Here is an 18,020-nt window from a genome sequence, read left to right on the forward strand (position 1 = left end):
TGACTCGTCACAGCGCCTTGGCTCTGGGCCGCCGGCATCCGAATTTGAGCTAACGAACTAGCCACACAGGCCACTAGGGTCTGTTGTATTCGGGGTCTGGATTGCGCGATCCGGGCCCGTCTGAAAATAACTCCGTGCCCTCAAACCCCATCCCCCCTAAAATACGCTCCAATTCCCGATCTGCACCGCCCGAGGCGCTTTTTACATGTCAGTCACCGCAACTCCCGCCAGCCTCGTGCCGGATCATCACGCGCAGTTCTTGAATCTGCTGGACACAAGCCTCGCGCAGAATTCCTTTATCAAACTGGTACTGGCCAAGTACGTCGGTGCCGAGGTGGATCTGCAACGGTTGATCATCAAGCAACTGACCGTGAAGGAACAGCCGTGCCTGTCCTTCGTCTACCGCTACAAGACTCGCGACATCACCAGGAATTTCTCGTTGGCCGACGGTGTGGCGGCGATTGCCGACCTGTTGCCGGAGTCGTTCAAGAACGCACACTTGCTGTCGCTGACCGACGAGGTGCAGCTCGAATACAGTAAAAAGGGCAAAAGTTCGCTGTTCAGGGGCAAAACTCAACAGCAGCGTGAAGTGCCGTCTGCGGAGCACAATCGCGAGAAGAACCGTTTCCTGGAGTTGAGCCGACCATTCCTGGCTGACCTGGGCGTGACCAACAAGCAGCATGAGCTGATCCCGGCGATGTCGCGCAAGTGGAAGCAGATCAACAAGTTCATCGAGGTGTTCAGCCATGCCCTGACGTCCTCACCGCTGGCGCTGGATCAGCCGGTGCGGGTCGCGGACTTCGGTTCGGGCAAGGGCTATCTGACCTTCGCCATCCATGACTACCTGCGCAACACCTTGCAGGCCGAAGGGCTGGTGACCGGCGTCGAGTTGCGCGAGGACATGGTGACCTTGTGCAACAACGCCGCGGCGCGCCTGGAGCATCCCGGTCTGACCTTCCAGCACGGTGATGTGCGCACGTTTGCCCCAACCGCGATCGACGTGATGATCGCGTTGCACGCCTGCGACATCGCCACCGATTACGCCATCCACATGGGCATCCGCTCCGGTGCGGCGATCATCATGTGCTCGCCGTGCTGCCATAAGCAGATCCGCTTGCAAATCCAGAGCCCGGCGTTGCTCAAGCCGATGCTGCAATACGGGTTGCACATGGGTCAGCAGGCCGAGATGGTCACCGACAGTCTGCGGGCGTTGTTCCTCGAAGCCTGTGGTTACGAGACCAAGGTCTTCGAGTTCATCTCGCTGGAACACACCAACAAGAACAAGATGATTCTGGCGGTCAAGCGTGCCGAGCCGGTCGACCCGGCTCAGCTGCTGGTGAGGATTCAGGAGCTCAAAGCCTTCTACAACATCAGCGAACACTGCCTGGAAACGCTGTTGCAGGCCGACGGGCTTCTTATTTAAAGGACTTGAGCGTAATCCCTGACGGCAATGTGCCTGGCTGAGCCGGGCGCACGCTGGTCTTGCGTCCGAGCATCACGGTGACGATCACACCCACGGCGAACAGCCAGGTAATCGGTTCGATGTGCTCGCCGAAGAACAGCGCCGAAAAGGCGATGGTGAAGAAGATCTGCAGCAGCTGGATCTGACTGACCCGCGCAATGCCGCCCATGGCCAGCCCGGCGTACCAGGCGAAAAAGCCGATGAACTGCGAGAACATCGACACATAACCGAACGCCCACCAGGTCTTGCTGGAAATTTCTCCCTGATGTTGCAACGCAAGGTAGGTCACCGGCCCGATCAGCAGCGGCGTCGACAGCACCAAGGCCCAGCAGATCACCTGCCAGCCCCCCATCTCCTTGGCCAACCGGCCACCTTCGGCATAGCCCAACCCACCGACAGCAATCGCTGCGAGCATCAGCAAATCACCCGCCTGAATACTGCCGGCACCGCTGATCAAGGCGTAACTCAAAACCAGCAAGCTACCCAGCGCCGCACAGGCCCAGAAGGCTTTTGACGGCCGCTCATGGGACAACCACGCGGCATACAGCGCCACGCAGAGCGGCTGTAAACCATTGACTAGCGCGCCATGGGACGCCGGCAACGTTTGCATCGCCCAGGCCGACAGCACCGGGAACCCCAGAATCACTCCGGCGATCACCAGGCTCAGGCCTTTGATCTGTTTCCAGGTTGGCCATTTTTCCCGACGCCAGAGCAACAACAGCGCCGCCGGAATCGCTGCAAACAACGCACGACCGAGGCCGTTGAGCAGTGGGTGGATTTCCTGCACAACGATCCGTGTGAACGGCAGGGTCAGGCTGAAGATGATGACGCCGAGCAGGCCCAGGGCCATGCCGGTGTTTTCGCGCGAAGACATAACGGGAACCAGAATCGAGAGTGGCGGAAGAGGCTTTCATCTAGCCATAAACCCCGGGTTTACGCTCTTACAGCTGGGCGCAGAGTTATCCGTACAGTTCAGCATTGCTACCTGGAAAACCACGGCCCCTCGCCACAAAAAGCCTCTTGCTTGTGCGTAGTAGCTGGTTATTACCTGCTGAGCTGATTAAGGACTACTTTGAATACTCTTGTTGCCCATGTGTTTCTGCGAGAGGAGTCATTTCCATGGCCGCTAAAAAAATTCTGATGCTGGTCGGCGACTACGTCGAAGACTACGAAGTGATGGTGCCGTTTCAGGCGCTGCTGATGGTCGGCCACACCGTGCATGCGGTGTGTCCTGATAAAACCGCCGGGCAAACCGTACGTACGGCAATCCACGATTTCGAAGGCGATCAGACCTACAGCGAAAAGCCGGGGCATCTGTTTGCGCTGAACTTCGACTTTGCCAAGGTCGATGCAGCGGATTACGACGCGCTGCTGGTGCCCGGTGGCCGTGCCCCGGAATACCTGCGCTTGAACGAGAAGGTCCTGCAGTTGGTGCAAGCCTTCGATAAGGCCGGCAAACCAATTGCAGCAGTCTGCCATGGCGCGCAATTGCTGGCGGCGGCGGGCATTCTTGAAGGCCGCGAGTGCAGCGCTTACCCGGCCTGTGCCCCGGAAGTGCGCCTGGCCGGCGGTACGTTTATCGATATTCCGGTGACGGAAGGTCATGTTCAGGGCAATCTGGTGACGGCCCCGGCCTGGCCGGCGCATCCGGGCTGGCTGGCGGGTTTCCTCGGCTTGCTGGGCACCAGGATCACCTTGTAGGAGACAGATCGTATGTGCGAGCTCTACGTCAAAGCCGATCCGATTCTCTACGAATCACGCTCCCGCTCGCTGCGCATTTGCGGGGTGGTGACCACCTTGCGCCTGGAAAACCTGTTCTGGGACATCCTCGGCGAAATCGCCGAGGTCGATGGCATGAGCACCAATCAACTGATCGCCAAACTGTATGAAGAGGTGATGGACTACCGCGGTGAAGTGGTGAATTTCGCCTCGTTCCTGCGGGTCAGTTGCACGCGGTATCTGGCTCAGCGGCGCACGGTGACACCCGTGTTGAGCATGGTACGCACGGCGGTGAAGTAGAGCCGGTTTTTGGATAGCCCCTGGCCTCATTGCGATGCGCATGTATCAGGCGACCAAACGCTTGATCAGAATAACCTTCCAGGAAGTCCGCGGCGATATTGGCGAAACACTGGGCGCGGTCTTTACTCTGATGCGCAGCAATCCTTATCAGTCGACAGGAGTAGCGTCATGTCTGGATGGTACGAGTTGAGCAAAAGCAGTAATGGTCAGTTCCGCTTTGTCCTTAAAGCGGCCAACGCCGAAATCATTCTTACCAGTGAGCTGTACACCACCCATAGTGCAGCCGAGAGTGGCATCGCCTCGGTTCAGGCTAATAGCCCGCTTGCGGAACGCTACGAGAAAAAAGCCACCAAGGATGGTCATCCGTATTTCAATCTCACGGCCGCCAACCACCAGATCATCGGTAGCGGTGAGGCCTACTCCTCCGATGCAGCGCGCGATAAAGGCATTGCCAGCGTCAAGGCCAACGGGCCGAGCACAGTGGTGAAGGACAAAACCCTGCCAGTGCTTTGACCTGATCGCCTGATTGTTCCCACGCGGGCGTGGGAACAATCGACGTTTTTAGCGTTCGACCGGCACCGACAGCTGTGGACTGCCCAGCCCATGGCTCTTGGAATCAAAAAACCGCAGCGTCACATCCATGCCCTCGAACAACGTTGTGTAATGGCGCTTCTGATGCTGGATGAACGCCTTACTGCGCGGGTAGATCGAGACGGCGATGGTCTTGAGTTTCGCCTGGCGCAAGGCGTGGACGATATGGCTGTCCTGTTCGCCGAGGCTGTGGCCGAAGATGCACAGGGCGCCCTCATGGGTCAGCAACTGTTCGTAGCAGAAGGACAGGTAGTCCGAACTGCGGATGGCCTTGAGCTTGTCCTGGGTGGTGCCTTCGCTGATGAACAGTGGCACATCATCCAGGGTTTTGATGGTGTTGTTGATGGCGAAACTGCCCAGCAGGGTGCCTGCAGTCGAGGTCAACTTGCGTGCGGTGCCGTCCGAATTTCTCACCAGATGCAGGCCGCCATGCAAGTAGAGAATGCGCGCCGAATCAGTCCGGGAATTGCTCAAATCGAAGCTTGAGTCAGCGCCTTGAAACAGGTCCGTGATGACCGGTGAATCATGCATGATCGCCCAATAGTTGAGCAGGTCGTAATTGGTGGTGAATACCGTTGGGTAGCTGCCCAGCTCTTGATTGATCTTCGCCAGGCTCGAGGCCTGCATCAGGCGCCAGGGAATGTGCACCGCATGCACGGTGTTGATCAGTGCTTCCTTGATCGCGTAATAGCGATTGCGCGGCGACGCCGAGCTGATGGCCAGTGCCTTGTTGACCCGACTGGTGGTCTTCAACGCGCTCAGTACCTGCTCGAAAATGCGCGTGCCCATGGCCTCGAAGACACTCAGCTCGGACTGGCTCAGGGGCTTTTCTTCGACGGTTCGGGCGTTCTCGAACAGCGAGTCATAGCCGAAGTCGTCCCACACCGCGCGGCTTGCGCCGTTACCTACCAGCAGGCCGGTGAACGAGGTGGTTGCGCGCAACGCGTTCCAGTCTTCAAGTTCGGCATCAAATTCCTGGAAATCCATCATCGCGTTCGTCGTCTCAAGGCTGAAGGTGTACAGGGCACAGACTTTATCACGACCGGGTGTTGAGCCAGATCAACATACCGTTCGACAGATCCGTCGACCCTGTAGGCGCCCATTGAATCGGTATTAGCGGTTCAGCAGTAAACGCGGTGCGTCATACGACGTTTTGTTCGTTGAGTTGCGGGCGGGGAATGAGCAGCACGCAGAACATCGCGCCCAGGGCCAGCAGCGTGCACAACAGCGCCAATGGCCAGGCCTGTTGGCTCACCAGCCGGCCGGCGATTGCACTGAGTGCAGCAGGTGATCAGTAACGTGGTTCTGCTCTTCATTGAATTCCTTGTCTATTCAGTAGCGGAGATCCCGGCCGTGATTCTGTAGCAAACCACCTGCAGTTCACAGAGTGCTTTGAACATTGTCAGTCCCTTGGGGATCAAAAAGAGCGATATGCTGCGGTCTCCGACTGAGCCGATATCGCCGAGTCTTCGATGCTGCAAAAAAGCCTGATACGTCGTGTGGATCTGGTCACACTGCAATTGTTCGTTGCCGTCCACGAAGAGGGCACGTTGACCCGCGCCGCCGCTCGTGAGGCGATTGCGGTGTCGGCGGCGAGCAAGCGGTTGATGGAACTGGAGGAGGCGCTGGGTATCAGTTTGTTCGTGCGCCAGGCCAAGGGCATGACCCTGACGGCGGCCGGTGAAACCCTGCTGCACCATGCGCGGCAGATGCTGTTCAACCTTGAGAAAATGGGCCTCGAACTCGGTGAGCACAGCCATGGCGTGCGCGGTTATGTGCGGATGCTGGCCAATCTCTCGGCGATCATCGAGTTCTTGCCCGAAGACCTGCGGGATTTTTCCGAACGTCATCCGCAAGTCAAAACCGATCTCGAAGAACGCCCCAGTAACCGGGTGATTCAAGGTGTGCTGGATGGCGTGGCGGACCTCGGCATCTGTTCCAGTGACAGCGATATCAAAGGCCTGCACAGCGCGCCTTACCGGCGTGACAAACTGGTGGTGCTGATGCGCCCGGATCATCCGCTGGCCATTGAGCACGAATTGGCATTTGCCGACACGCTGGACAGCGATTATGTCGGTCTGCACGCCGCCAGTTCGATCAACATGCGCACTCATGCGGCAGCGCGCAAGGCGGGCAAAGTGCTGCGCCTGCGGATTCATGTGCCCGGGTTTGATGCCATGTGCCGTATGGTCCAGGCCAATATGGGTATCGGCATTTTGCCGCTGCGCGCCTATGAACTGTTTGGTCGGGCACTGGGCTTGCACGCGGTACCGCTCAGTGACGAGTGGTCCGAACGCATGCTGATTCTGGTGGTGCGCGATGAAGCGGCGCTGTCGCCGGTGAGCCAGTTATTGTTTGAGTGTTTGCGCGGGGAGCAAGGCTGAGTTGATCGTTCCCACGCAGAGCGTGGGAACGATCTTTCTGACCTCTTCCAATCAACCCTTCGCGTTTCGCGAACGCTCGTTGCCAACTGAAGGTTGGATTCCAGTGGCATCGCTCCTCTAGCCTTGGCACACATTCCAAGAATAAGAGGTACCCCCATGACTGCCCCTCTGAGTGGCATCAAGGTAATCGAGATCGGCACACTGATTGCCGCACCGTTCGCCGCACGCGTGCTGGCCGAGTTCGGTGCCGAGGTGATCAAGATCGAATCCATCGGCCAGGGCGACCCGCTTCGCAAGTGGCGAAAGCTGCACGAAGGCACGTCCCTGTGGTGGTACCTGCAATCGCGGAACAAAAAATCCCTGGCCCTGAATCTGAAATCCCCCGAAGGCATTGAACTGGTCAAGCAACTCGCCAGCAGCGCCGACGTATTGATCGAAAACCTGCGCCCCGGTGCCCTGGAAAAACTCGGGCTGGGCTGGGACGTGCTGCATGCCCTCAATCCGAACCTGACGCTGGTACGCATTTCCGGTTATGGCCAGACCGGCCCGTATCGCGACCGCCCCGGTTTTGGCGCCATCGGCGAGGCCATGGGCGGCATTCGCTACACCACCGGCACCCCGGGTTCGCCGCCGGCGCGGGTCGGTGTCAGTCTCGGTGATTCGCTGGCGTCGCTGCATGCCGTAATCGGTGCTTTGATGTCGTTGTTGCGGGTCAAGACCGGGCAGGGCGAAGGGCAGGTGGTCGATGTGTCCCTGGCCGAAAGCGTGTTCAATCTGATGGAAAGCCTGGTGCCGGAATACGACATGCTCGGCCACGTCCGCGAGCGTAGCGGCGGTGCCTTGCCGGGTATTGCACCATCGAACACCTACTTGACCGCCGACGGCGCTTACGTAGTGATTGCCGGCAATAGCGACCCGATCTACAAGCGCTTGATGGAAGTTATCGGCCGTATCGACCTGGCCGAAGCACCGGAGTTTGCCCATAACGATGGGCGCGCCGCCAAGAGTGGATTGCTCGATGCTGCGATCACACACTGGACCAGCAGCCTGCCGATCGAGCAAGTGCTGGCCATATTGCAGGAGGCCGAAGTTCCCGCCGGACGCATCTACTCGGTGGCCGACATCGTTGCCGACCCGCACTACCAGGCGCGGGACATGCTGCTCAGTGCACAACTGCCCGGCGGCGCCACGGTGAAGATGCCCGGTATCGTACCCAAGTTGTCCGAGACGCCGGGCAGTGTGAACTGGTCGGGGCCGAGTCTGGGCCAGCATACCGACGGGATTCTGGCTGAGCTGGGCCTTTCGGGTCTGGACATAGAACGACTGAAAGCCGAAGGGGTGGTGCAATGATTCGCGACGTCTGCGAGACCTTGATCGTTCAGGAGGTCTCCCCCCGAGACGGCTTGCAGATCGAGCCAACCTGGGTCGAAACCGCTGACAAAATAGCGCTGATCAATCAGCTGTCACTGGCTGGTTTCAGTCGGATCGAAGCCGGTTCATTCGTTTCGCCCAAAGCCATTCCAGCCCTGCGCGACGGTGAGCAAGTATTCCAGGGCATTACCCGGCAGCCGGGTGTGATCTACGTCGCGCTGATCCCCAACCTCAAAGGCGCGCAACGGGCGCTGGAGTCTGCGGCCGATGAGCTGAACCTGGTGATGTCCGCCAGCCAGACTCACAACCTGGCGAACATGCGCATGAGTTGCGAGCGCTCGTTGGCAGCGTTCGGCGAGGTGGTCGAGTTCGTCAGCGGTTCATCGGTGAGGCTCAACGCGAGTATTGCCACCACCTTCGGTTGCCCGTTCGAAGGCAAGGTCGATGAAGACCGTGTGCTGCAGATCGTCGACGCGTATCTGGAACTGGGCATGCAAGGCATCACCCTGGCCGACACTACCGGCATGGCCAATCCGCGACAGGTCGAGCGGTTGGTGCAGCGGGTATTGCAGCGCCTGCCGGCGGCCGATCTGACCCTGCATTTCCACAACACCCGCGGTCTTGGCTTGTGCAACGTGCTGGCCGCTTATGAGGCCGGCGCTCGCCGTTTTGATGCGGCGCTGGGCGGGCTCGGCGGTTGTCCATTTGCGCCGGGTGCATCGGGGAATATTTGCACCGAAGACCTGGTCAACCTGTGCGATGAAATGGGTATCCGTACCGGTATCGATCTACCGCACCTGTTACAGATGTCCCGACGCTTGCCGGCGCTGCTTGGCCATGAATTGCCGGGCCAGGTGGCCAAAGCCGGACGCAACTGTGACCTGCATCCGGCGCCGGATTACCTGGCAACGCTTTAGCACCTGAACCAGACAACAAAAACAATCGGACACCCACGGGAAGTCCGCCTGGAGAAACACGATGAGCCTTAATGTCCTGGAGGCGGGCGCGAGCCCGGCCGCTACACACGATGCCGAAAAAAACCTGGTCAGCAAAGTCGCCTGGCGACTGATGCCGTTGATCATGGTCTGCTACCTGTTTGCGTTTTTCGACCGCATCAACATCAGCTTCGCCAAGTTCCAGTTGCAGGCTGATTTGAGCCTGAGCGACACCGCCTATGGCTTGGGTGCCGGGCTGTTTGTGGTCGGTTACGTGATCTTCGAAGTGCCGAGCAACATGATGCTCTACAAGGTCGGTGCCCGCCGCTGGATTGCGCGGATCATGATGTCCTGGGGGCTGGCCACTGCGGCCATGGTCTTCGTCAGCAGCGAATGGCAGTTCTATGCCTTGCGCTTCGTCATCGGTGCGATGGAAGCCGGTTTCGCACCTGGCGTGCTGTATTACCTGACGCTGTGGTTCCCGCAACACTACCGCGGGCGCATCACCTCGATGCTGTTTCTGGCCTCGGCTTTTGCCGGGTTGGTGGGGGCGCCGTTCTCCGGCCTGGTACTGGAGCATCTGGACGGCGTCATGCACATGCGTGGCTGGCACTGGTTGTTCCTGCTGGGTGGTTTGCCGTGCATCGGCCTTGGTTGCATGGTGCTGACCCTGCTCAAGGATCGCATCGAAGACGCTCACTGGCTGACCCCGGCAGAGAAAACCCTGCTCTCGAGCCGCGTTGCCCAACATGAGCCGCACAAGGGCGGCAGTTCATTGCTGGCGGCGTTGCGTATTCCGGGCTTTCTGACCTTGGGCCTGATCTACTTCCTGATCCAGATCGCGTCCTATGGCCTGAACTTCTGGGCGCCGCAATTGATCCGCAGCGCCGGCACCCAGAGCCCGGTGATAATCGGTTTGCTGACGGCCATCCCTTATGTGTGTGGCGCCATCAGCATGGTAGTGATCGGGCGCTTGTCCGATGCCACCGGCGAGCGGCGCAAGTTCGTCAGCGGGTTGGTAGCGCTCGGCGCGGTGGGGTTCTTCTGTGCGGGAATCTTTGCCGACCACACCACGTTCCTGATTGTCGCTCTGAGCTTGTTGGGCGCGGGCATCATCGCCTCGATCCCGACCTTCTGGACCCTGCCGCCGAAACTGCTGGCCGGTGCAGGCGCCGGTGCGGCGGGCGGGATCGCGGTGATCAACACCCTCGGACAGTTCGGCGGTATCGTCAGCCCGGTCATGGTCGGGCGGATCAAGGACCTGACCGGCAGCACCACACCCGCGCTGTACGTCATCGGTGTTGCCGCGCTCATCGCTGCTGCACTGCTGTTGTGGGGATTGCCGCAGAAACTGCGCACGCTGGACAAGCTTCAGGGGGATTGAAGGCCCTGAAAGATCGCAGCCTGTCGGCAGCGCCTTGTATCTCGACTGTCGCTCCGCCAGGAGCGATAGTTTTTGACTGCTCATCGAGGGCGGGACCTGGTAGCCGTGCAGCTCCTTAGGCCTGGAGCCGGCCGCACTGGAGTGTCGCCCCGCAATTCATCAGCGGCACCGACCTGATTCTCACCGTCGCTTCCCGCGGCCTGCGCAACATCGATCAGCAACAGCTGCTGGTGATGCCACCGCTCTTCAAGATCCCCTCATTCACCTTCGTCCGCGCCTGGCATAATCGCCGCGGCGCTGATCAGGCATTGAACTGGTTGAATGGGCAGATTGGGAAAGTGGTAGGGCGGGGATGAAATTTTTTGCGGATTTATGAGCGCTTGCCGGACGGTATCCCGCAGTCCATCTTGCTGCGATAAACTTCGGCCCCGTCGCCCGCCGATTGGGGGGATTGCCCTTGATGAGAAACCCTTGATGACATCCTCGTTGCTCTTGGCCGTACTTGCTTGCGGTTTCATCTACGGCATCACCCCGGGGCCATTCGCGCCCGTCGCAGTGGCGCCGAAACGCCTCAAGGGCCCGCGCGGCAACCGTTCCGGCACGGCATCATGTTTGGTCTGACCAACCCCAAAGCCTATCCGGTGGCTGTGGCGACACGCCGAGTTGTTGAACTGGTCGATGCTGCCCTGGCTAATCTTCTTGAGTTTCGTTGGCGGGATCGCTGCATACGCTATTCTCATCGCAGTTGTCGGCGCGCGGCAGGTGCGTACGGTGTACCAACAGCATGAGCTGGCGATCACCCGGATTTGCGGGGTGATGTTCATCGGCTTTGCCGTCAATGCCTTGCTGCATGCAGTGCCAGGATTGTTGGCGAACAAGGCTTGAGGCTGATCGCAGGGCTGCGGCAGCAAAAAGAGTTCATCGGCGACAGCCGTTGATCGGATCGAGGGATTGGTACTCTGTGCTTTAAATTTCAGGACAGTATCGATTACTGATGGCCACCCAGAACTCCGCGCCGCTGGCGAGCTACATTGACCTGTTGTTGGACGCCGTATGTGCGGTCGATGCCCAAGGTCGCTTCGTGTTCGTCAGCGCCGCCTGTGAGCGTATTTTTGGCTATACGCCTGACGAACTGATCGGCCAGCCGATGATCGACATGGTCCATCCCGCCGACCGTGCCCGGACCTTGCAAGCTGCCCGGGAAATCATGAGCGGCCAGCCCAAGCCCAACTTCGAGAACCGCTATTTGCGCAAGGACGGGCAAATAGCGCACATCATGTGGTCGGCGCGCTGGTCCGAAGTCGATCAACTGCGTATTGCCGTGGCCCATGACATCACCGAGCGTAAACAGGCTGAATCCAAACAGGCGGCGCTTTATGCGATCTCTGAGGCTGCTCATGCTGCCGAGGATTTGCTGGCACTGTTCGAGCGTATCCACCGGATCATCGGCGAATGGCTGCCAGCACTGAACTTCTCCGTGGCGCTGTACGACGAACAGTGCGGGCAAATCAGTTTTCCCTACCATATCGACGACCACGAAAAGTGCCCGGAGCAGACAGGAACGGCGACCGGCAGTCTGTGCGCCGAGGTGATTCGCAGCGGTCAGCCGATCCTGTTGACTCCCGACGATTATGGCCGGCTGCCCGAGTTTCGCGACCTCAGCAGGGGACAGGATTCCCCTTGCTGGCTCGGGGTGCCGCTCAGCTCACAGAAGGGCACCATCGGCGCGCTGATCGTAAAAAGCACACCCGGTGGCGAGCGCTACACCGAGCAAGACAAAGAGCTGCTGCAATACGTGTGCGCACAAGTGGCGGCGGCCATCGAGCGCAAGCAACTGCATGCCCGGCTGCAGTACTTGGCGCAGTACGACCAGTTGACCCAGCTACCCAACCGGGAATTGCTCCGCGAACGGGTGAAAGCGGCGCTGGCGCGGGCCAGAAAAGAGACTGGACGAATGGCGCTGCTGTATGTCGATCTGGACCACTTCAAACAGGTCAACGACACCTACGGCCACGCTGTCGGCGACCTGCTGCTGCAAGCCGTTGCCAATCGGCTCAAAGGCTGTGTGCGTGAAACCGACTCCGTGGCGCGCATTGGCGGTGATGAGTTCGTAGTCCTGCTCGACAGCGTTCAGGAACCGGAAGATGCCGGCACCGTGTCCGATAAAATCCGTTACGTCCTTAACCAGCCGTTACGCCTGGACGGCCACAGCCTGAGCATCCTGCCGAGCATCGGCATCGCGCTGTATCCCGAACACGGCAGTGAAGAAACGCAGCTGTTCAAACATGCCGATGAGGCGATGTATGCGGTCAAGCGAGCGCAGCGAGTACTCGCCTAGCACCCAGGACTGGAATTCTATAACGCGAAAGCCCGATCACTGATCGGGCTTTTGCATTTTTCCCCGGCGCCGTTCGTCGGTAAAGACACAACTTTTCTAAACCTTTGTGGCCATAAAAATTCAGATCCTATGCGGGCATCGCTCGCCGCAATCATTCACCAAGAGGAAGAGAATCATGCCTACCTCAAGAAACCCGAACTCGGGGACCACCGCCAACGATCGCACCAAGGCCTCCGAAGCCGGCCGTAAAGGTGGGAAAACCACCACCATGAGCGTCGATAAAGACCCTGGAAAAGCCAAAGCCGGTCGTAGAGGCGGGCAGCAAAGCCATTGAAGCGGCCGCATCCAGTCAACGATTGAGAGGCGGGGGCGCAAGCTCCCGCTTGAGTTTTCATTTTAACGAGGGAGCGGCACATGAGCCGGATGACTACCCGATTACGCACCGCCAGTTTCGCCGTGCTGCTGGGGCTTGGCGCCAGTAGTGTCTTTGCACAATCGCCTGTCGAGTTTGTCAACGACGTCTCGGTCAAAGGCATCGCCGACATTGAAGTCAGCCGCTTGGCCCACCAGAAAACCACCTCCCAAGTGATCAAGGACTACACGATTCAGGTCATCGACGACCGCACCACCGCCAACCAGCATCTGGCCAAAATCGCCAGGAAGCTCGAGTTGCCCGTCGCAGACAGAGAAGAGGTAGCGAGCAAGGCCAAGACTCTGATGCCCGACATACAGGACGGCGCCACCTTCGACGCGGCCTATGCCGCCAGCCAGGTGAAAACCACTGAAGCGGCCATCGAGCAGCTTCAACTGGTAGCTCAGACTTCTGAGGTGCCAGAGCTAAAAGCCTTCGCCGAAGAAACCCTGCCCAAACTGGAAAATCACCTGAAAATGGCCAAGGCGCTGTAATCCAGCCTTCAGCCCGCCCGAACGGACGGCTGATTGAAGCGCCGTTGTGCGTTCTGTTGTCGATGCCAAGCGAGCCAATCGAGACAGTTGCTCCTACAGGTTTTGCGTATACCTGGGCGGTCTAGGAGTTGCCTCAGGTTCGGGCCGCGTTCGGACGATCGTTTTGAGCATCAAGTGCTTAAATGACCGGCATTGGCCTCTGAGCCGGTTTTTTTATTTGAGAGCTTTCAACTGACCACCTTCACCTCAACCATCCAGCTGAAATAACCCACCGCTTCGCAACTTGGGTTCACCACCATAAAACTCAACTCGCACTTCTCCACACCGCAGGCCAGTTGCTTGCATTGCCAGTAATGGTCATCAGCCTCTTGGCTGACCGGCTGAATCGGGTCTGCAGGGTTGGGCGCGGGCAAGGTCAGGCCACTGTGGACGATTAGCTGCGGGGGCGAAAGGACACCTGCGTCGCCCACCGCTATGTCGTAAAACACCACGCTGTGTTCAGCCCGCAGACTTACGGTGCGGCCGCGAATGCGGAAGGTGTTGCCGTTGGTCGCAGTCAGAGTAATAAGGCTGTCATTTTTGACGATTTTTTCTACTTGAGCGCTACCCGCGGAAAAGATGAATCCGTCGTCAATCAGCGTTGGAGTATCCGGCTCAAGGCTGGGTTGCGGATAACGTGACAGCAAGGTTTCAGTGTCGACGATGAGCAACACATTGTTGGCGAGTTCGGTTTTTTCTGAAGTAGAGACGAGGTTGTCTGTGGACATCACGGATTCCTTTCATGATGTAGACGGGTTGTGACAGCCGCCCCCGGCTCAAGCACGACATCCAGTTCCAGTGGGGGCGGTAACGAAATCGGAAAGCCCCTTGTCGCCAAGGGGCCGGCCACGTCAGTTACGGATGGTAATGAACGGATCCCATGAGCAGCAGCCAACGATCCTGCAGTCGCGATCCACGATCAGGAAATTGAAGTGGTACGTCACGCTGCCGGTGGACAGGGTTTCCGAAGACCAGTAATGGTTATCGACTTTCTGGCAGCTGGGCACGGATGGATTGCTGGTATTGGGAACTGCAACACAGGCGGTAGCCTTGCGCGGCGTGGGCGTCGAGATCAGCTCATTGCCCACGTTGCCGATGAACTTGTAGAAAATCACCGCGGTTTCAAAGCTCTGCGACAGGCTGGTTTCGCGCCAACGAATCAGGTCACCGACCTGGGCTTTCAAATTGAGCTCGCCGCCAGCCTGACCACTGACCACATTGTTCTGGTTGGTCACCATGTACACATGGTTGACGTCGATCATTGTAGGGGCGTCGGGGTTTTTACTGATGTTCGGGTAGTTTTTCAGAATGGTTTCAGTATCGATGGAGACCAACACATCCGTGACTCTAGACATCGTAAAGCTCCTTTTCATAGTGGTTGCCTGGCATCTGCCAGACACGACAACAGTGACTCTCCTACGGCTGTTGTAACTTCACACTACTAGCGGAACCCACCTGTCACAGGGTACGAGCTGGCTTGGCTCCTTGCCTTGAACGTAACGGTCCGGGTTCCTTCCAGCAGGCCGCGATTGGATGATAGATCCGAAAGTCGAGCTGTCAAAACAGACGGCTATAAGGTCGACGAACGGTAGTTGTTGTGAACGATTGGCGATAAAAAACCGGCGATCCAGGCCGGTTTTGTTTTGTTGAAATATGCACGAGCGCCTCAACCTTGCGTCCACCCACGAACAACACAGGAACTGGTGACGCGGGCGATTGAGCAGTACTTACCGCTGCACCCCCGCCAACATCATCATCGGCCGCTACCGCTCTTGCAAAAGTTCGGGCCGCACCTTCTTTCCGAGACGTTCAACCCTGCTGCAACACCTTCAGCGCTGCCGAGGCCAGAAACCCCGAGCGGCTTTTCTCTTCCGGGTGATGGAGCACGTATTCGTCGATACGGGTCAGCAGATAGCCGGGCAGGGTGATGTTGAGTTTTTGGGCTTTGCCAAGGTACTTGGTCACATCGATATCAACCACAGCCCAAGTGCAACCCGCGTATTGCGGATTGGCGGCATGAACGGTGACTTTGTTGGCGGGAGGGATCGGGGCGCCGTCCTCTGCCAGAATTTCGAAGTGGCCTTCGATGGCTTCCCGAGCCATGGCCATGGCATCGTCCAGATCATCACCGGCCGAAAAGCAGCCAGGAATATCCGGCACTTCTACACCCCAGGCGTGTTCTTCATCGCCCATTGAAATCGCAATTGGGTAAAGCATGTTCGTTGTTCTCCACGGACGGTGTGTACCGGTTCATCAGAGCAGAGCCTGCTTCAAAATGCTGGTGGCCGTCTTTTTCAGTAAATCTTTTTCTGGATGAGGGATCGTTACCAGGCCGGGCTTCGTCGGATGCTTGAAGTGGTGATGACTACCTCTGACCCTTACCAGATACCAACCGTCAGCGACGATTTGGCTTATCGAAAACAGGCTATTCACAACACCTCCCTGTGGTGTGTGTAGGTGGTTACTATACCTACTGAGATTTTCTTATCAACACTATAACCACCGAAAAAACTGATGGGTGCCGATAAGCGTTAAGGGCTGAAGTGTAGAAAGGTGAGGCGCGAGAGTGCGGATTGCCTGAGCTTGATGTGTTTCTGAATCTTTTCGGGGGCTTGGCAGTGATTGCCCGAATGTCAGCCACGGCATACCTTGGCGAGCACAGGAGCAAAGCACGCTTGTCGTTGTATCGTGCTTTAACCTGAAGAGTGGTCCACCCATCAAGACAAAGAACCGAACCGACAGGAGCGCGCAATGAGCTGGTCTGCCAGGCAATATGTTGTCTTTGAAGATGAACGCACGCGTCCGGTACGTGATCTGCTGGCCGCCGTACCCACGACACAAGCCCGTTCCGTCATTGATATCGGGTGCGGCCCCGGTAATTCGACAGAACTGCTGGCGGCGCGCTTTCCGAACGCTGCGGTCCGAGGGCTGGACAGTTCGCTCGACATGATCGAAGCCGCCCGCAAGCGTTTACCGGATGTTCAGTTCGACACGGTGGCCATCGAAGGGTGGGATGAGCCCGGCCCATTTGATGTGATTCTGGCCAACGCTGTCCTTCAATGGGTGCCTGACCATACGACCCTGCTGCCGTCTCTTGTAGCGCGGCTCGCTCCGGGCGGCAGTCTGGCCATTCAGATGCCAGATAATCTCAATGAACCCGCCCACCGGCTGATGCGCGAAACGGCTGCCCAAGGCCCGTGGGCCGACAAACTCGCCGGGGCGGCTGGCCAACGAACGGCGATGGCTGATGCAAACGGCTACTACGATTTGTTGAGTTCAAGCTGTGCCCGGGTGGATGTGTGGCGCACCACCTACCATCACCCCCTTGCAGGCGGCGCCGCTGCGGTGGTGGAGTGGTTCAAGGGCAGTGGCTTGCGACCCTTTCTTGATCCGCTCGACGAGGCGGAGCGGGAGGAGTACCTGCGGCGCTATACCGCGGCGATCGAACAGGCGTACCCCGTGTTGGCCGATGGCGGGGTGCTGTTGCCATTTCCACGATTGTTTATTGTGGCAACGCGGTAAAAACACCCCCACGGAGAAAAACCGATGCCGAGAAGCACGTAGTAGCTTCTAAAGCAGCTGATCAACCAAAACCGCGTTGGAATAGATCAAGCTGCCATCGCTCGCTCGATGCCCGACCAAATGGAACTGACCGCGTTCGTGGTGCAAATAGACACGCATTTGGCAATCGGACAAGGGGCCGTATCCCTCCGGCATGATCAAGTCCAGCGAGTTCATATCGACATCGACCATGGCTTCAGGCTCATGGGTCTTCTGCAGGTGTTCTTCGGCCTGCTCCAGACGCACGTGGAGAGGGCCATCGACGTAAAAATGGATGTCCCCCACCGGGGTGGACTTTTGGTCGCCGCTGATTTTGCACCAGCCTTCGATCGTCAAGGTACTCATGACGAAACCTCCGTTGTGGACTGCTGGACTCTGTAGCTCTTGCCTCTTCTCAATGCCATCACTTAGCCGATCACTACGCATGGGCAGGGTTCGTCTTTTGGGCCGCTTCTGGCCGATCTCTGCCGTCCGTAATCAGAAATTGAGTATAGCTGGCAACCGGGTCTCGCTTGGGTAGTGAGGCTCGATCAGGGCGATCAAGCCTTTGCACGGCACTACCCGATCCATCTCGATCAGGAACCGTTCTCTGCGGGTCTGCTTATGCTTACCGGCATACTCGGCGTCGGCGAAGGTTATTTGCTTCATCGGAAAAGCTCGTGTGACGGGATAGGCGTATTTCATCAAGTTTGGAAAGTCTTTTTCAGTGTTTCCCTAATCATTTTGACTGATCGGAAACAAGTCGCTACGCCAAAATTAGTCTCGGGAGACGTGATGCCGAGTATCTGCAGTTATAGGTAGCGAATAGGTTTTAAACGATTAACTTAATGTTGGAACTGGAATATCTGGGCGTCGGGTTTTTCAGAAAAAGCGCTTGTTCCGTTCATGCACTATACTTCTTGCTGACTTTGCCGCCAGGATGGGTGGTGCTTGTCTATCCTGCTTGGGCGTCAGATTGATATTAATTTGACGATGCTGTTGAGTGGCGATGCTTTTGCATAACCAGCGAGTAACAGGAATAGGATGAAGA

At 58.1% G+C, this 18,020-nt stretch carries 19 protein-coding genes and 3 pseudogenes; 14 read left to right on the forward strand and 8 right to left on the reverse strand.

Translation table 11 applies throughout. The features are described from left to right. The first annotated feature begins 205 nt into the window (after positions 1 to 205). Entirely contained in the window at positions 206 to 1,423 is a 1,218-nt protein-coding gene (locus tag AC07UI_RS21965) for a class I SAM-dependent methyltransferase (RefSeq protein WP_494994489.1), read from the forward strand. Here the strand turns inward: AC07UI_RS21965 and AC07UI_RS21970 are convergent. Further along, positions 1,416 to 2,336 (reverse strand): DMT family transporter, encoded by a 921-nt coding sequence (locus AC07UI_RS21970; RefSeq protein ID WP_494994490.1) that lies wholly within the window; start codon positions 2,334 to 2,336, stop codon positions 1,416 to 1,418. The genes AC07UI_RS21965 and AC07UI_RS21970 overlap by 8 nt on opposite strands. A 245-nt stretch (positions 2,337 to 2,581) precedes the next feature. On the opposite strand from AC07UI_RS21970, the gene AC07UI_RS21975 reads away from it, so the two are divergent. From AC07UI_RS21975 to AC07UI_RS21985, 3 genes are all read left to right on the forward strand, one after another. After that, the gene (locus AC07UI_RS21975; protein ID WP_494994491.1) at positions 2,582 to 3,163 is read left to right on the forward strand and encodes a DJ-1/PfpI family protein; all 582 of its coding nucleotides are present in this window, start codon (positions 2,582 to 2,584) and stop codon (positions 3,161 to 3,163) included. Positions 3,164 to 3,175: 12 nt separating this feature from the next. Continuing rightward, complete coding sequence (locus AC07UI_RS21980) at positions 3,176 to 3,481, forward strand: ribbon-helix-helix domain-containing protein (RefSeq protein ID WP_494994492.1); 306 nt, start codon at positions 3,176 to 3,178, stop codon at positions 3,479 to 3,481. A 168-nt stretch (positions 3,482 to 3,649) separates the two neighbouring features. Further along, positions 3,650 to 3,994 carry a YegP family protein gene (locus tag AC07UI_RS21985; RefSeq protein WP_494994493.1) on the forward strand — a complete coding sequence of 115 codons (345 nt, stop codon included), beginning with the start codon at positions 3,650 to 3,652 and terminating at the stop codon, positions 3,992 to 3,994. 48 nt (positions 3,995 to 4,042) lie between these two features. Here the strand turns inward: AC07UI_RS21985 and AC07UI_RS21990 are convergent, their stop codons facing one another. Continuing rightward, positions 4,043 to 5,062, reverse strand: coding sequence for a DUF4917 family protein (locus AC07UI_RS21990; protein WP_494994494.1), 1,020 nt, complete (start codon positions 5,060 to 5,062; stop codon positions 4,043 to 4,045). Between the two features lie 482 nt (positions 5,063 to 5,544). Here AC07UI_RS21990 and AC07UI_RS21995 point away from each other — a divergent pair, with 482 nt between their 5' ends. The 9 genes and pseudogenes from AC07UI_RS21995 to AC07UI_RS22035 all read left to right on the forward strand — a co-directional run bounded on the left by AC07UI_RS21995 (position 5,545) and on the right by AC07UI_RS22035 (position 13,390). Then, positions 5,545 to 6,456, forward strand: coding sequence for a LysR family transcriptional regulator (locus tag AC07UI_RS21995; RefSeq protein WP_494994495.1), 912 nt, complete (start codon positions 5,545 to 5,547; stop codon positions 6,454 to 6,456). Between the two features lie 156 nt (positions 6,457 to 6,612). Next, the gene (locus tag AC07UI_RS22000) at positions 6,613 to 7,806 is read left to right on the forward strand and encodes a CaiB/BaiF CoA transferase family protein (RefSeq protein WP_494994496.1); all 1,194 of its coding nucleotides are present in this window, start codon (positions 6,613 to 6,615) and stop codon (positions 7,804 to 7,806) included. Further along, positions 7,803 to 8,744 (forward strand): hydroxymethylglutaryl-CoA lyase, encoded by a 942-nt coding sequence (locus tag AC07UI_RS22005; protein WP_494994497.1) that lies wholly within the window; start codon positions 7,803 to 7,805, stop codon positions 8,742 to 8,744. Before AC07UI_RS22000 ends, AC07UI_RS22005 begins: the two co-directional genes overlap by 4 nt. 61 nt (positions 8,745 to 8,805) lie before the next feature. Continuing rightward, positions 8,806 to 10,146: an MFS transporter gene (locus tag AC07UI_RS22010; RefSeq protein ID WP_494994498.1), complete on the forward strand. Its 1,341-nt coding sequence runs from the start codon at positions 8,806 to 8,808 to the stop codon at positions 10,144 to 10,146. A gap of 119 nt (positions 10,147 to 10,265) precedes the next feature. Further along, positions 10,266 to 10,502, forward strand: a pseudogene (locus AC07UI_RS22015) (type 2 periplasmic-binding domain-containing protein); the annotation flags it as partial. Between the two features lie 180 nt (positions 10,503 to 10,682). Then, positions 10,683 to 11,031, forward strand: a pseudogene (locus tag AC07UI_RS22020) (LysE family transporter); the annotation flags it as partial. 109 nt (positions 11,032 to 11,140) lie between these two features. Continuing rightward, a complete protein-coding gene (locus AC07UI_RS22025) occupies positions 11,141 to 12,484 on the forward strand; it encodes a diguanylate cyclase domain-containing protein (protein ID WP_494994499.1) in 1,344 nt (447 codons plus the stop codon). A 175-nt stretch (positions 12,485 to 12,659) separates the two neighbouring features. Continuing rightward, positions 12,660 to 12,818 carry a con-10 family general stress protein gene (locus tag AC07UI_RS22030; RefSeq protein ID WP_494994500.1) on the forward strand — a complete coding sequence of 53 codons (159 nt, stop codon included), beginning with the start codon at positions 12,660 to 12,662 and terminating at the stop codon, positions 12,816 to 12,818. 80 nt (positions 12,819 to 12,898) lie between these two features. Then, on the forward strand, positions 12,899 to 13,390 hold the full coding sequence (locus AC07UI_RS22035) for a DUF4142 domain-containing protein (protein WP_494994501.1): 492 nt from the start codon (positions 12,899 to 12,901) through the stop codon (positions 13,388 to 13,390). A gap of 227 nt (positions 13,391 to 13,617) precedes the next feature. Here the strand turns inward: AC07UI_RS22035 and AC07UI_RS22040 are convergent, their stop codons facing one another. From AC07UI_RS22040 to AC07UI_RS22055, 4 genes are all read right to left on the reverse strand, one after another. Further along, entirely contained in the window at positions 13,618 to 14,157 is a 540-nt protein-coding gene (locus tag AC07UI_RS22040; protein ID WP_494994502.1) for an AidA/PixA family protein, read from the reverse strand. Positions 14,158 to 14,280: 123 nt separating this feature from the next. Further along, positions 14,281 to 14,784: an inclusion body family protein gene (locus AC07UI_RS22045; protein ID WP_494994503.1), complete on the reverse strand. Its 504-nt coding sequence runs from the start codon at positions 14,782 to 14,784 to the stop codon at positions 14,281 to 14,283. Positions 14,785 to 15,238: 454 nt separating this feature from the next. Further along, entirely contained in the window at positions 15,239 to 15,646 is a 408-nt protein-coding gene (locus AC07UI_RS22050) for a type II toxin-antitoxin system HicB family antitoxin (RefSeq protein WP_494994504.1), read from the reverse strand. Positions 15,647 to 15,682: 36 nt separating this feature from the next. After that, a complete protein-coding gene (locus AC07UI_RS22055; RefSeq protein WP_494994505.1) occupies positions 15,683 to 15,862 on the reverse strand; it encodes a type II toxin-antitoxin system HicA family toxin in 180 nt (59 codons plus the stop codon). A gap of 318 nt (positions 15,863 to 16,180) precedes the next feature. Between AC07UI_RS22055 and tam the strand changes: the two genes are divergently transcribed. After that, positions 16,181 to 16,951 (forward strand): trans-aconitate 2-methyltransferase, encoded by a 771-nt coding sequence (tam, locus tag AC07UI_RS22060; protein ID WP_494994506.1) that lies wholly within the window; start codon positions 16,181 to 16,183, stop codon positions 16,949 to 16,951. 48 nt (positions 16,952 to 16,999) lie between these two features. On the opposite strand, the gene AC07UI_RS22065 is transcribed toward tam, so the two are convergent. Both AC07UI_RS22065 and AC07UI_RS22070 read right to left on the reverse strand, forming a co-directional pair. Continuing rightward, on the reverse strand, positions 17,000 to 17,335 hold the full coding sequence (locus AC07UI_RS22065) for a hypothetical protein (protein WP_494994507.1): 336 nt from the start codon (positions 17,333 to 17,335) through the stop codon (positions 17,000 to 17,002). Between the two features lie 168 nt (positions 17,336 to 17,503). After that, positions 17,504 to 17,638, reverse strand: a pseudogene (locus AC07UI_RS22070) (IS5/IS1182 family transposase); the annotation flags it as partial. Positions 17,639 to 18,020 lie beyond the last annotated feature (382 nt).

Source organism: Pseudomonas sp. GW821-FHT04C07, assembly GCF_059420325.1.

Coding starts and splice junctions, on each gene's coding strand:
- AC07UI_RS21965 (WP_494994489.1), top strand. CDS start 206: ATGTCAGTCACCGCAACTCCCGCCAGCCTCGTGCCGGATCATCACGCG.
- AC07UI_RS21970 (WP_494994490.1), bottom strand. CDS start 2,336: ATGTCTTCGCGCGAAAACACCGGCATGGCCCTGGGCCTGCTCGGCGTC.
- AC07UI_RS21975 (WP_494994491.1), top strand. CDS start 2,582: ATGGCCGCTAAAAAAATTCTGATGCTGGTCGGCGACTACGTCGAAGAC.
- AC07UI_RS21980 (WP_494994492.1), top strand. CDS start 3,176: ATGTGCGAGCTCTACGTCAAAGCCGATCCGATTCTCTACGAATCACGC.
- AC07UI_RS21985 (WP_494994493.1), top strand. CDS start 3,650: ATGTCTGGATGGTACGAGTTGAGCAAAAGCAGTAATGGTCAGTTCCGC.
- AC07UI_RS21990 (WP_494994494.1), bottom strand. CDS start 5,062: ATGATGGATTTCCAGGAATTTGATGCCGAACTTGAAGACTGGAACGCG.
- AC07UI_RS21995 (WP_494994495.1), top strand. CDS start 5,545: ATGCTGCAAAAAAGCCTGATACGTCGTGTGGATCTGGTCACACTGCAA.
- AC07UI_RS22000 (WP_494994496.1), top strand. CDS start 6,613: ATGACTGCCCCTCTGAGTGGCATCAAGGTAATCGAGATCGGCACACTG.
- AC07UI_RS22005 (WP_494994497.1), top strand. CDS start 7,803: ATGATTCGCGACGTCTGCGAGACCTTGATCGTTCAGGAGGTCTCCCCC.
- AC07UI_RS22010 (WP_494994498.1), top strand. CDS start 8,806: ATGAGCCTTAATGTCCTGGAGGCGGGCGCGAGCCCGGCCGCTACACAC.
- AC07UI_RS22025 (WP_494994499.1), top strand. CDS start 11,141: ATGGCCACCCAGAACTCCGCGCCGCTGGCGAGCTACATTGACCTGTTG.
- AC07UI_RS22030 (WP_494994500.1), top strand. CDS start 12,660: ATGCCTACCTCAAGAAACCCGAACTCGGGGACCACCGCCAACGATCGC.
- AC07UI_RS22035 (WP_494994501.1), top strand. CDS start 12,899: ATGAGCCGGATGACTACCCGATTACGCACCGCCAGTTTCGCCGTGCTG.
- AC07UI_RS22040 (WP_494994502.1), bottom strand. CDS start 14,157: ATGTCCACAGACAACCTCGTCTCTACTTCAGAAAAAACCGAACTCGCC.
- AC07UI_RS22045 (WP_494994503.1), bottom strand. CDS start 14,784: ATGTCTAGAGTCACGGATGTGTTGGTCTCCATCGATACTGAAACCATT.
- AC07UI_RS22050 (WP_494994504.1), bottom strand. CDS start 15,646: ATGCTTTACCCAATTGCGATTTCAATGGGCGATGAAGAACACGCCTGG.
- tam (WP_494994506.1), top strand. CDS start 16,181: ATGAGCTGGTCTGCCAGGCAATATGTTGTCTTTGAAGATGAACGCACG.
- AC07UI_RS22065 (WP_494994507.1), bottom strand. CDS start 17,335: ATGAGTACCTTGACGATCGAAGGCTGGTGCAAAATCAGCGGCGACCAA.